The organism is Pelorhabdus sp. sgz311002 (assembly GCF_056134285.1).
Genome location: NZ_JBWBCL010000010.1, coordinates 40,173 through 52,396, shown reverse-complemented (window position 1 = coordinate 52,396; position 12,224 = coordinate 40,173). Strand labels below are relative to the sequence as shown.

Annotated in this window: 12 protein-coding genes and 1 other annotated feature; of the genes, 10 read left to right on the top strand and 2 right to left on the bottom strand. The window is 43.6% G+C overall.

The features are described from left to right. The first annotated feature begins 6 nt into the window (after nt 1-6). The 3 genes from AC0NJP_RS14085 to AC0NJP_RS14075 all read left to right on the top strand — a co-directional run bounded on the left by AC0NJP_RS14085 (nt 7) and on the right by AC0NJP_RS14075 (nt 2,374). Complete coding sequence (locus AC0NJP_RS14085; protein WP_474700219.1) at nt 7-765, top strand: amino acid ABC transporter ATP-binding protein; 759 nt, start codon at nt 7-9, stop codon at nt 763-765. An 81-nt stretch (nt 766-846) separates the two neighbouring features. Then, nucleotides 847-1,680, top strand: coding sequence for a MerR family transcriptional regulator (locus tag AC0NJP_RS14080; protein ID WP_474700218.1), 834 nt, complete (start codon nt 847-849; stop codon nt 1,678-1,680). A gap of 88 nt (nt 1,681-1,768) precedes the next feature. After that, on the top strand, nt 1,769-2,374 hold the full coding sequence (locus AC0NJP_RS14075) for a YitT family protein (RefSeq protein WP_474040774.1): 606 nt from the start codon (nt 1,769-1,771) through the stop codon (nt 2,372-2,374). A gap of 111 nt (nt 2,375-2,485) precedes the next feature. On the opposite strand, the gene AC0NJP_RS14070 is transcribed toward AC0NJP_RS14075, so the two are convergent. Continuing rightward, nucleotides 2,486-3,634 carry a YkvI family membrane protein gene (locus AC0NJP_RS14070; protein ID WP_474700217.1) on the bottom strand — a complete coding sequence of 383 codons (1,149 nt, stop codon included), beginning with the start codon at nt 3,632-3,634 and terminating at the stop codon, nt 2,486-2,488. Between the two features lie 44 nt (nt 3,635-3,678). Beyond that, nucleotides 3,679-3,870 (bottom strand) — a binding site (T-box leader). Between the two features lie 249 nt (nt 3,871-4,119). On the opposite strand from AC0NJP_RS14070, the gene AC0NJP_RS14065 reads away from it, so the two are divergent. The 4 genes from AC0NJP_RS14065 to AC0NJP_RS14050 all read left to right on the top strand — a co-directional run bounded on the left by AC0NJP_RS14065 (nt 4,120) and on the right by AC0NJP_RS14050 (nt 6,556). Continuing rightward, nucleotides 4,120-4,722: a chromate transporter gene (locus tag AC0NJP_RS14065; protein ID WP_474700216.1), complete on the top strand. Its 603-nt coding sequence runs from the start codon at nt 4,120-4,122 to the stop codon at nt 4,720-4,722. A 2-nt stretch (nt 4,723-4,724) separates the two neighbouring features. Beyond that, nucleotides 4,725-5,231: a chromate transporter gene (locus AC0NJP_RS14060; protein ID WP_474700215.1), complete on the top strand. Its 507-nt coding sequence runs from the start codon at nt 4,725-4,727 to the stop codon at nt 5,229-5,231. Beyond that, nucleotides 5,228-6,049 carry an AraC family transcriptional regulator gene (locus tag AC0NJP_RS14055; protein WP_474700214.1) on the top strand — a complete coding sequence of 274 codons (822 nt, stop codon included), beginning with the start codon at nt 5,228-5,230 and terminating at the stop codon, nt 6,047-6,049. Before AC0NJP_RS14060 ends, AC0NJP_RS14055 begins: the two co-directional genes overlap by 4 nt. 96 nt (nt 6,050-6,145) lie before the next feature. Next, nucleotides 6,146-6,556: a DUF2000 domain-containing protein gene (locus AC0NJP_RS14050; RefSeq protein ID WP_474040769.1), complete on the top strand. Its 411-nt coding sequence runs from the start codon at nt 6,146-6,148 to the stop codon at nt 6,554-6,556. A 109-nt stretch (nt 6,557-6,665) separates the two neighbouring features. On the opposite strand, the gene gap is transcribed toward AC0NJP_RS14050, so the two are convergent. Beyond that, nucleotides 6,666-7,718: a type I glyceraldehyde-3-phosphate dehydrogenase gene (gene gap / locus AC0NJP_RS14045; protein ID WP_474700213.1), complete on the bottom strand. Its 1,053-nt coding sequence runs from the start codon at nt 7,716-7,718 to the stop codon at nt 6,666-6,668. 220 nt (nt 7,719-7,938) lie between these two features. On the opposite strand from gap, the gene AC0NJP_RS14040 reads away from it, so the two are divergent. The 3 genes from AC0NJP_RS14040 to AC0NJP_RS14030 all read left to right on the top strand — a co-directional run bounded on the left by AC0NJP_RS14040 (nt 7,939) and on the right by AC0NJP_RS14030 (nt 12,214). Beyond that, nucleotides 7,939-10,083 carry a PAS domain-containing protein gene (locus tag AC0NJP_RS14040; protein WP_474700212.1) on the top strand — a complete coding sequence of 715 codons (2,145 nt, stop codon included), beginning with the start codon at nt 7,939-7,941 and terminating at the stop codon, nt 10,081-10,083. Beyond that, nucleotides 10,080-11,816 carry an ATP-binding protein gene (locus AC0NJP_RS14035; protein WP_474700211.1) on the top strand — a complete coding sequence of 579 codons (1,737 nt, stop codon included), beginning with the start codon at nt 10,080-10,082 and terminating at the stop codon, nt 11,814-11,816. The genes AC0NJP_RS14040 and AC0NJP_RS14035 overlap by 4 nt, the downstream gene beginning before the upstream one ends. A gap of 125 nt (nt 11,817-11,941) precedes the next feature. Next, complete coding sequence (locus tag AC0NJP_RS14030; RefSeq protein ID WP_474040765.1) at nt 11,942-12,214, top strand: hypothetical protein; 273 nt, start codon at nt 11,942-11,944, stop codon at nt 12,212-12,214. Nucleotides 12,215-12,224: the final 10 nt, after the last annotated feature.

The window sequence follows — 12,224 nt, the reverse complement described above, 5'->3', positions numbered from 1 at the left end:
CTTGCTATGAAAATGATTGCTATGAAGAATATTCGCAAGAGCTTTAACGGTCAGGAAGTATTGAAAGGCATCGATTTAGAAGTGAATCAAGGCGAGGTTGTAGCGATTATCGGTCCGTCTGGCTCAGGAAAAAGTACGTTGTTGCGTTGCTTGAATCGTCTTGAGACAATTGATGGCGGTTCCATTGAAATTGAAGGCGATATGTTAGCGACAGAAGAGGCAGGCGGGCGCAGTCAGTATGTGCCGGAAGAAACGGCGCGCCGCATTTGTCACAAAATGGGTATGGTCTTTCAGCAGTTTAACTTATTCCCCCATATGACCGTCCTTGATAATTTGATTGAAGCGCCGATCACTGTGAAAAAAATGAAAAAAGAAGAGATTGTCCCCATTGCCGAGGAACTTTTGCGGAAAGTCGGCTTATTTGATAAGCGTCACAATTACCCCTCGCGCCTGTCCGGCGGGCAAAAGCAGCGAGTCGCGATTGCTCGAGCGCTAGCAATGAAGCCTGATATTATGCTGTTTGACGAGCCTACATCAGCGCTAGATCCAGAGCTGACTGGCGAGGTACTAAAGGCCATGCGTCAATTAGCTGAGGAACATATGACGATGCTGGTAGTGACTCACGAAATGGCTTTTGCCCGGGAAATAGCCCATCATGTCATTTTTATGGATCAAGGCCAGATCGTGGAACAGGGCAGACCCGAAGAGATTTTCGGCAATCCCCAAAAAGAGCGTACGCAAGATTTTTTAAATAGCATGCTTTAATTTCGATAAGATTTCTCAGCGATTCGCGGGAAATCTTCTTTTTTAAGCTTCATCTAGTGAAAGCAGGCAGGTGATCAAACGATGAAACATATGTATTCTATTGGTGAAATGGCCAAAATTCATGGTGTACCAATTCGGACGCTCCGCTACTATGACGCGATTGATTTGTTCAAGCCAGCCTTTGTTGCAGCAGATAGCGGCTACCGTTACTATTCTATTGCGCAGTTTGAACAGCTTCATACGATTAAATATCTTAAGTTTCTCGGCTTGTCGCTTGAGGAGATTCGCCGTCATCTAGCAGGCCGGGATATTGAAAAGTTTTTAGCGCTATTAAAGGCGCGACAGGCCGAAACCGAAAAAATGATCGCCAACCTCCAGTCGGTTCACAATCTCTTCACTAGCCGGATTAGCGAGATTGAAACAGCCCTTCACTATAAAAAGATCGCTGTACCCTTCTTGCGTAAATTGCCGCAACGCTTGATTTTACGTATGGAAGAAGAAAGTCGGTCTGCCGAGGACTGGGAATTTTCACTGAGAAAGCTGGAACAGTCGATTGGCGATCATCCGTCTCTATTTATTGGCAAGGTCGGGTTTGCTGTTGCGAAAGACAATTTTATGAAGGCCCACTATGGCGAGTATCGGTCTGTCTTTATTATCGCCGACGCCGATGATCAAGCAGCAGAACAGTCGAAGCAAGCCGACTATTTGGAAGCTGGGCTTTATGCCTGTATTGCTTTTCGCGGCCGTCGCCAAGATGCAGCAGCTTACTATGATCTTTTATTGCAATTTATCGCTACACAGCCTTACGAGATTAGCGGGGATGCCATCGAAAGAATGCTCATTGATGAATCGATTACCCATGATTCATCGCTTTATTTGACAGAAATTCAAATTCCCTTGCAAGATAAGACTTGACTCTCTAGCAACTGGATACTTTATCATAAAAATAACGTTTTTCTTGATGCAGGGGAAAGAAGTATTTGGAAATGGTAAGGTGATGGATGTGCAAAAAATCATTCATATTTTTATTGGTTGTATGATTAGTACGGTGGGAATTTTACTATTGAAACATTCGCATCTTGTTACAGGCGGAGCGCCGGGCTTTGCCCTGAGTATTTCTTATTTGGTGGGAATGCCCTTTTCTGTAGCGTTTATTTTGGCGAATCTGCCTTTTTACATTTTGTCTGTTTTTCGTATGGGTTGGAATTTTACGTTATCGACACTGTTGGCGGCTTGTCTGCTTTCGGTTATGACCGAAGTTGACCGTAGTCTTACTGATTTTGTTGTGCCCAATCTAGTCGGGGCGATTTTGGGCGGCGGTTTTGCTGGATTAGGGCTTTCCTATTTGTTTTGGAACGGCGCTTCTTTAGGTGGTGTCAATATTCTAGTCCTATATTTAAATCGGCGCTTTGGTTGGAATCCAGGAAAACTTACCTTTATTTGTGATTTTATGATCGTTCTGTTTGGCTGCTCGGTTATTGGAACAGAGAAGGGGCTTTATTCGCTGCTATCGATTATGGCTGTTTCTGGCGTGATAAACTATTTTAAAGAGAAAATTTCGCAGAAGAATCAGGTGGCTCATCCGGTGAAGCCTGTCGAAGGGCATTAACTTTGTTTTTGCCGCTTCATAACGTCATAAGACTATAATTTCATAAACTAAGTAAAAGCTGGCGCCGAAAGTTGGGCGCCAGCTTTTACTTAGTTTATGAAATTATTATGATTACTGCTCTTCGATGCCTTGTTCGCGGCGCCGTTTCGCATTGTTTCGAATCTTTATTGTGCCGATCGTGAGGGCAGGGAGGAGAACAAAGATCAGGCCGATATAGCCGACAGAGCCGTAGCCTTTAATTACGATATTGGTAAGTCCAAATACAGAAATGCCAGTGCAGATAATAACAGTAAGCAGGGAGATGGCAAAGCGTCGAACTCGTAAATTTTCCAGTAAGCCTGTTCTGGGGAAAATCGGTTCGAAGCGGGCTACCGTAGAGAAAACAAGCGAAACGGCAGTACCGAGAAGGGCAATCAACAAAATTACGCTATAGAGAATTTTGAGCCAGGGAAGATCAAGTTGGGCGCAAACGAAGTAGACTGGCAGAGTTTGGTTGAGTACGTCAGGCGTAAAGCCAAGCAGCATGATGCAGACAACGGCGAGGAAAGCGCCGTTTAAAACAGTGCCAAAAACCATAAAACGGTTGCAGTCTTTCGTTGTTTTAATGCCTTGCGATACGGAAATGATCGGAAGGACCGTAAAAGACTGAAAGCCAATGTAAATTAGGGCGAACCAAAGGGCATCACCAAAGCTTTGGCCAAAAGTTTCTTGCGTTGCCCAAACATGTTGAAATTGAAAGGCGCCTGCTTGCAGCCCTAAGATGCAAAGTAGCATTAACGTGATGATTAGAAAGTACGTTTTGAAGCTGAGGACTTTGATAATCAGCTTGCTGCCAAAGATCGTCAGCGCTAGCAGCACTAGACCGACGCCAACAATGGCGATTTCATAGGGGATTCCTAAGGTGCTTTTGAGCAGAGAACCGGAACCGGCAATTGAGGTGCTGACGCCGCAGGCAATAAGCAGTACAAAGCCGATTTCAAAGAAGGGGTAGAAATATTTTTCGTAAGGGTGAAATAAGGCTTTCCCATAGCTTTTATAATCATAGGTCTTATAGTCTTTGGCAAGTACGAGTGCGTTGCGGTGGGCCCAGCCCAGGATCAGCATAGCTAGGATCGGCATAATTACGGCATACCAGCCATATTTTACAAAGTAATTTACTTCTTGATTTCCTGTGGCAAAACCGCCGCCGCAGTGCGTGGCGAACCAGACTGCCGCCATAGCGAAAGACGCGCCCCAGGAAGAGCTTTTATCAAATCCCATAATCTATTCCTCCTCAAAATAAAAAGCCCCTATTGGCTTATGCCAATAGGGGCGAATAATCGCGGTACCACCCTAATTTGTACTCACATCGATAACGCTGAGGGCGCTTTGGCTTACTGAATCGTTCAGCCAAAGAATTCCTGAGGGAGTTCGCCAAAAAAGCTGCACCGATTTACACCTGCCATCGGCTCTCTGAAGCGAGCATTTTTTTGCTTGATCTCAGTCCTTATTTTTTTCTATATCAAATTCAATCGTTCAACAATCTCTGCAGAAAATTGTGTAACAGTGTTAACATTTTCTCAGGTGCAAGAGTTTTTGTCAAGCTTTTTATTTTATGAAGGTGCAAAGTAGGATGAAATGAGAAAAACAAGCGACGGTAACAGGAAAACGGGAATAAGAGAGCTAATAAGCTGACGTAGATGTAAATTTACGTCAGCTTATTTACTCATTTATTTAGAATTAGGAGTAGAAAAAGGAGATTTAAAATGGAGCATCCAGCAAAACCAGCTAGCCCAACGCTTCTTCAGCTTTTTTGCGTATGGGTTCAAATTGGCTTTACTTCTTTTGGCGGCGGCGCCGTTACGCAGTATTTAATTCAAGAGCACTTTATTTATAAGCATCATTGGGTTACGGAAGAGGAATATGCCGTCATTGTGGCAATGTGTCAAATAACACCGGGGATGAATATTATTGCTTATACTATTTTGATTGGCAAGAAACTAGGCGGCAGATTCGGCATCGCGCTTTCTCTATTGGGACTTATTTTACCAAGTGCAGCTATTACGGTTTTGCTTTCAGCGGTCTATCTGGGAATGAGCGAGTATCCGCGCGTACAGGCCATGTTGCGAACCGTTTTTGCCGCTATTTTCGGAATTGCCTTAGCGACAAATTGGCGTAATGTAAAACCCATTTTGCGGAAAAATTATCGGACAAGCCAGAGCCGTCTCATTCTTTCTGGCATGATTTTAAGCGGCAGTGCTATCGCCTATTATGTTTGGCAGCCGCCTGTTTTTGTTTTATATATTACGGGAGCGCTGGCAGCTTCTTTGGTATATTCCCATGTTGGGACGAAGGGAGCGGAAAAATAACTATGGACTGGCTCCTATTCTTTGTTGTGATCGTAAAAGCTGTGTTGTTTTCTACGGGCGGTTTTGGGCCGCTGCCTAGTTTACATACTGATTTTATTGCCAATGGTTGGGCTACAGAGAAGCAATTTACCGAAGCTCTGGCGATTGGGCAGGTAACGCCAGGACCGAACGGTTTATGGGTTGTCAGTCTTGCCTACTTAGTAGCTGGCGTGCCGGGAGCGGTACTTGCTGCGATCGCTTTACTACTGCCGCCGCTACTCATTCTTATTGTGCAACGTTGCTATACTCGGATTGCTGGCAAGAGCGCCACTGAGGGCTTTCTCGATGGGGTTGTTCTCGTGATCGTTAGTTTTAATATTGTTGTTTTAACAGATCTTTTTTTTCACAATCAAGTGGGCAGCTTAATGATTGCGGTTGCTTTAATCAGCTTGTATTTAGCGATCACCAGAAAAGTATCGGCAAATCTTATCTTACTAGTGGCGGCTGTAATTGGGGGGATGACAGGATGAAATGTAAAATGGCAAAACGTCAGCCTGTTACGTTATATCGCGATGAACATGTGCCCTTTTTTACGCTTAAACATTGTAGTACCAGCACTTTCTCTTACCGAAAACATACCCATGAAGACTATTCGCTTGGCTTGATTCGCCGTGGAACCAGTCGTTTTTGGTATGAAGGCCGTACCGAAACGGTGACGCCTCGCAGCATGGTTTTTTTGCCGCCAGAGTTGCTTCACGCCTGTAATCCACTGCAGTGTGAGGGCTGGGAATATGAAATGTTGTTTCTTTCTGCCACTTGGATTCGTGCGTTTCAAGCCAGCCGCGGTGGCGGCTCTCTGCAGCAGCCGCGAGTGAATGCGGTACTTTCTTTACCCGTGATTGGACGCATTTTTGCTGAAATACATAGATTGCAAAGCGCCTCTACACCGCTGGAAAAAGAAAGCTCTTTAATTTTCCTGTTGGAATTGGTTTTGGCTGGAGATGAGAAACGGATCGAAACACCAGATGAATCGGCGAAAGTAGGGATTATCCGTGAGTACTTACAAGAGTACTTTTCGGAAAAGGTTACGTTAGATGATCTTTCAGCTGCTTCGGGCATTAATAAATTTTTCTTAATCCGTTTGTTTAAACAGCAGTTTAAACTTCCGCCTCATGCCTATCAAACCTTGCTGCGAATTAATTTTGCCCAGAAGGAATTGGCGAGAGGGGAGTCTTTGCCCGAAACGGCGCTACGCGCGGGCTTTTATGACCAGAGCCATTTTACGAAAACTTTTAAAAGCTATACAGGACTTACGCCAGAACAGTATCAGCATTTTTCGCTTTCCTAAGTATAACTAGCTTTCAAGGTCAATTTTTTACAATACAGCTTAGCCCTGCTTTGTTATGCTAAGACAGAACAAAGTTTTAGGAAGGTGGGTATTCGGTTGAAAGTAGCTATGGTCATTTCACGGGAAATTCCGTTAGGTTTAATCGCCAATACGGCGGCGGTGTTGGGAATGAGTTTAAGTCAATTGTGTAAGGAGACGATTATTGGCCCTGATATAACCGATGGCAGCGGACAGATTCATCGTGGCATTACGTCGCAGGCGATTCCTGTTTTAAGTGCGGCGCGCGAACAGCTTAAAGCGTTGCGCGATAAGATTTATGATAGCGCTTATAGTGATGTTACGGTTATTGATTTCAGCGAAGTTGCGCAAAAATGTTTAGATTATGATCACTATACAAAACTTTTGGCAGCGCAGGCCAGTTCTGATTTATATTATCTTGGCGTCTGCGTCTATGGACCTACGAAAAAGATCAATAAATTGACCGGTTCGCTCAGTTTATTACGCTAGACTATAAAAAAACAAGACTGTCACCTCACTTGCGAAAGTGCTTAGAGCGTCTTCGCGTTAGGAGGAAACAGTCTTGTTTTTTTTCTATCTATAGCTTCTATTCCGCCACTTATACGGCGGCTTTTTCTCTTACTGTTGCTATGACTTCGTCACTCGCGCTTAAGCTATTTCCTACATAAGCGGCTAGATCGACGACACGGCAGGAATAGCCCCATTCATTATCATACCAGGCTAAAACCTTTACTGTACGGTTATTAATTGCTAACGTGGATAAACCATCTACAATGGAGGAATGACTGTCGCCTAAATAGTCAATGGAAACAAGCGGTTTTTCCGAGTAGGCAAGAACGTGCGACATAGGGCCGGCGGCGGCTTCTTGCAACGCTGCGTTTACTGCTTCTACGGTAACATCTTGGTTTAGCTCAACGACAAGATCAACGAGTGAAACATTGGGAACAGGCACGCGTAAGGAGACACCGTTCAGTTTTCCCTTAAGTTCAGGAATAACAAGTCCAATTGCTTTGGCGGCGCCAGTCGAGGTAGGAACGATAGATTGCGTACAACCTCTCGAACGACGCGGATCTTTATGGCTGTTGTCGAGACTTCTTTGATCCGTAGTGAAGGCATGGACTGTAGACATTAAACCACTGACAATGCCGAATTTTTCCTGGAGAACTTTTACAACCGGAGCAAGACAATTCGTCGTGCAGGATGCATTCGATACGACATGATGCTTTGCTGGATTATAGATATTTTCATTTACGCCTAATACGATTGTCGGAATGTTGTCTTTGGCGGGAGCTGTAATAATGACTTTTTTAGCGCCATTTTTAAGGTGAACTTCGCAGTCTTTGCCAGAGTTGAATTTGCCTGTCGCTTCCAGAACGACGTCGACGCCCAGTTTACCCCACGGGAGATTGGCTGGATTGCGGTCGGAAATAATTTTGATGAAATGTCCGTTCACAATCAGGCCATCTTCCGTGGCTTCGATTTTTTTATTTAACCGTCCGTGCACAGAATCATACTCGAGTAAGTGCGCTGACGCATCGGGGGTTGATGTACTATTGATTGCCACGACTTCTATATTTTCATTTTCTAAGGCGGCTCTTAAACACATTCTGCCAATACGGCCAAATCCGTTAATACCTATTTTTGTTACCATCGATGATCCCCTCTTTAACAAATAATATATGCTATTCACGCTAGCATTTTCAATAGAATACATTTAAGCGTAATTAGTATACCATATTTATTCATTCTCTGGAATATAGTATACAAGATATTTTGCTGGCTTTTTTTAGGAGGAAGCACTTTTAGCGTGATTTTCAAAAAAAGTAAAAATTTCAATCTTATTGGAAAAAGGGCAGGATTTTTTAGCTTTTATGGGAATGTTAACTAAGATAGGTTTTATGGTTACGGTAAAGAGATTTTATAAAAACGGCTGGCTGGCTTTTGGCGATGAAGGAGCGAAACACATGCTAAAGAGTAAAAGCGGGCGAAAGAAAGGACCTCAAAGAAGTGTATCGGTTGATATGCTTGCCATTCGTTGTCTCCATGATATTAGTGTGAGGTTTATTAACAAAGAGAATATTAACGAGATTTATGAACGCATTCTAGATGCAGCTATGATTATAACCGGAGGCGATAAGGCGGTTTTGCGGCTGCTCAATCCACAGTCGCAGCGGCTCGAAATTTTGGCGCAATATGGCTTTTCCGAAGAATTTACAAAAACATTTCATGATGTGGAAATTGGTAAAATTTTATCAGGTTCGGCCCTTAAACAAGGGAAACGACTGATCATTAGTGATTTTAGAAAAAGCCGATTTGTAAACGATACGCCGGGATTGCTACAGCTTGTTTTGGCAGAAGGAATACAAGCTGGACAAGCCACGCCCTTAGTAAGTCGCTCCGGACGGATTATTGGTATTTTATCTACTTTTCATCAGGAGATTTATCATCCTGATGAGGTTACATTTTACTTTTTTGACTTACTTGTAAGCCAAGTTGCCGATATTATGGAACGAGTGCAAGTCGAGCAGGAACTTAAACATGCCGAAGAAGATATGGCTTTTATTGCCAGCGAAGTGGTACAGCGCGAGAATTTGCTCCATTCAGTACGGGAATTTATTATTGTTAAGGATATTGACAGCCGTATTTTGTTTTGGAACGGCGGCGCGGAGCGCGGTTACGGCTGGACCTTTGAAGAAGTTCGTCATAAGAAGCTTCATGAGGTGCTTTTGACAAAATCCACGGAAAATTATTGCCAAATTCAGGCGTTTCTTTATGAACATGGCTATTGGCATGGTGATTTAGTGCATCAAAAGCGCGATGGGACGAAAATGACTGTTGAGAGCTATTGGACACTGAATTATGATGAGCTAGGCAGACCGGCAACAATCATTGAAATTAATCATGATGTGACGGAATTGCGTCAGTTGCAGCGTTCGCAGGAGATTGCCAAAGAGAGGCAATTTCGCTCCATTTTTGACTCCATGTTTCAACTTACTGGTGTATTGACTCCCGAGGGGGTTTTGGTTGATTGTAATAAAACAGCCCTTGATTATATGGCTTGTGATTACGAACAGGCCTTAAAACGCAAGTTTTGGGAAATTCCTTGTTGGCAGGGAGTTGCGGGGGTAAAAGAGCAACTTCACGAATCGATTATGAAAGCGGCGCAAGGTGTTTTTGTTCGTTTTGAGACGAAGGTGAAAAATCAGAAAGGGAAAATTTCCTATATGGATTTTTCCTTAAAACCTGTTTTTGATGAAGCGGGACGCGTGCTGTTTCTTATTTCTGAAGGTCGTGATATTACGACGCAGAAAAATTATGAACAGGAAATGAGTCGGATCAGTCTCATGAACCTTGTCGGTGAAATGGCTGTGGCCATCGGCCACGAAGTACGCAATCCCTTAACAACCGTACGCGGGTACTTACAGCACTTTAGCCGCAAGCACGATTGTGCTATGTTAAAAGAACAGTTTTCGGTGATGATTCAGGAGTTGGATCGGGCTAATAATATTATTAGTGATTTTCTGTTTTTGGCGCAAAATCGGTCAGTAGAACTGACCAAATGTTCGTTAAATCAAATTATTGAAAGTCTGCAGCCTTTAATGCAGGCCGCTACCTTGGAAAAGGGAACTAAGCTGCAGATTGAGCTGGAGCCTGTGCCCGAACTGCTGCTTGATCAGAAAGATATTCGTCAACTTTTGTTCAACTTATTGAGTAATAGCTTTGAAGCCGTCGCCGAAGGCGGCGGGACTGTCACTGTAAAAACGTATCAGGAGGAAGAGCAAGTTATTTTAGCTGTGCTTGATACAGGTAAGGGAATGGCCCAGTCGATTATTGATAAACTGGGGATGCCCTTTGTGACGACCAAAGCGCATGGTGTTGGGCTCGGTCTTCCGGTTTGTTTTCGTATTGCTGAACGGCACGGAGCGAAGTTTATTGTTGATACAGGGGAGTGGGGGACTGCTGTGCTGGTTAAATTTCCTTGGGAAAAGCCAGAAGGCAGGTGCGTTCCTTGTTGAAATACAGATTCAAATATAGACAGAATTTTTTTCACTGGAGTCACAATACTCGAATTTGGTTATGGGTGCTTGTAATTGGTCTTTCTTATGGCGCTTTTGCCAGTGCTGATTTTCTCTTTGACCGTGATTTAAAAGCGCGGTACGAAATGGTGTACTCACAAAATAAGAATATTGCTCATTCTCTGGCCACTACGGTGAACAGGACCTTTGATGAAGCGGACAGTACCTTACTCTTTATGAAGGCAGCGATTGAAGAATCTGGCAGGCTTACGCCGTCGCAGGAAGATCTTTTGAAAATGATGCGGCAAAAAGGGGTTTTCGATCAGATTGCCATAGCTGACCGGGATGGAAACTTGATTTTTAGCGCGGTGCCCTTGCAGCGGCCTATTAATATTGCCAACCGAGAGCACTTTCTTGTCCATAAACAGGGACAGAGCGGCGGGGTTTTTCTAGCATCACCGCGTTTGACGGAAGTGAGTCAAAACTCAGTCATTTTCCTTAGCCGACGCCTCAATGATGCGACAGAGAAGTTTAATGGCATTGTGAGTATTGGAATTGATCAGAATTATTTTCGGCAGATTTTTTACAAAATGGACCTTGGCCCCAATAATTCTATTGTCTTATTGCGTAGTGATGGCACTTATCTTACGCGTGTTCCAGAAGTCCAGAATTTCGATCATGCGAATTTTTTTAAGCATCATCCAGTGCTTGCAGCGATAAAAGACGGTGAAAAAAGCGGCAATTATAAAGCCGTGGATTTTCAAGGGGTGAATCGAGTCGGAGCTTTTTCCGCCTTAGCCGATTACCCGGCATTTCTCCTTGTATCAATTGAGGAATCCATGATTTTAAACGGTATAAAAGAAAAACAAAACTTATACCGTACTTGGGCGGGGTCCTTTTTTTCGTTACTGATCGTTGCTGGACTTTTAGTAGAACTATTGCGTTATCGTCAGAACAAAGCGGAGCAAGCTTTATCGATCGAACATGAAAAAGTGCGACACTGTTTATCCCAAATGGAACAGCAAAAAGTAGAAATGGAAATGGCCCGCTTGGATCGATTAAGTTTGATCGGGGAAATGGCGGCAAGTATTGGTCATGAAGTACGCAATCCCTTAACAACTGTGCGAGGGTATTTGCAATTATTTCAGCATAAGTCTGAATATACGAAGCAAAGAGAACAGCTTGGCTTGATGATTGAAGAACTTGATCGAGCCAATGGGATTATTACGGAATTTCTGTCACTTGCTAAAAATAAGCGCCTTGATTTTGTACGAATGCCCCTACAGGAGATCATTAGGACCCTTTTGCCGCTCCTGCAAGCTGATGCTCTTCGTCAGGGAAAAGTGATCTCGCTTGAATTAGACGAAGCGACACCGCTGTTACTTGATAAAAATGAAATTCGCCAACTCATTTTAAATTTTGTCCGCAATAGTCTCGAAGCCATGGAGTCTGGCGGAATTGTAACGATTCAGTTGAAGCAAGCAGCAGATGAGGTACTCCTTATCGTTGCTGACCAAGGCAAGGGGATTGATCCGGCTGTACTGAAAAAGCTTGGGACACCTTTTGTAACAACAAAAGAGACTGGTACGGGTCTTGGCCTTGTGGTCTGCTATCGGATTGCAGAACATCATCAGGCTAAAATTGAAGTACAGACAAATCGGAAGGGAACGATCTTTACCGTACGTTTTCCTAGCGGCGATGCGGATCAGTCGACAGTTGCTACAGCTCTTTAACGAGGATCGTTTTAACGATAATTTTGAATATATTGTATACTTGCGCTAGGAAGGGGCTTTTTTAGCAGGAAAACTGTTCACTTTGCCGAAAAAATTTTAAAAATGGCAAAAGGGAGATGGGGATCTTGCTAAACGAATTAAGCACGGCTATCTTACTAGAGGTGTACAAAGCTGATCAAAATCCCGAGCAGTTATTAGCTGATGTCGACGCCTTTGATTTTAGCCGCGATGCAAAAAGCTACGCTTTGGAAGTAGATCATTTAAAACGCGAGTGCCTCATCAAAGGGGCTTTAGTACAGGATGGTCCTTACGGTCTAGGACCTGTGTGGGCCAATATTAGCCTAGCTCATGTTACTGAACGAGGCGTTGATACATTGAAGGAATTAATGCTGATTTGAGAAATTATTT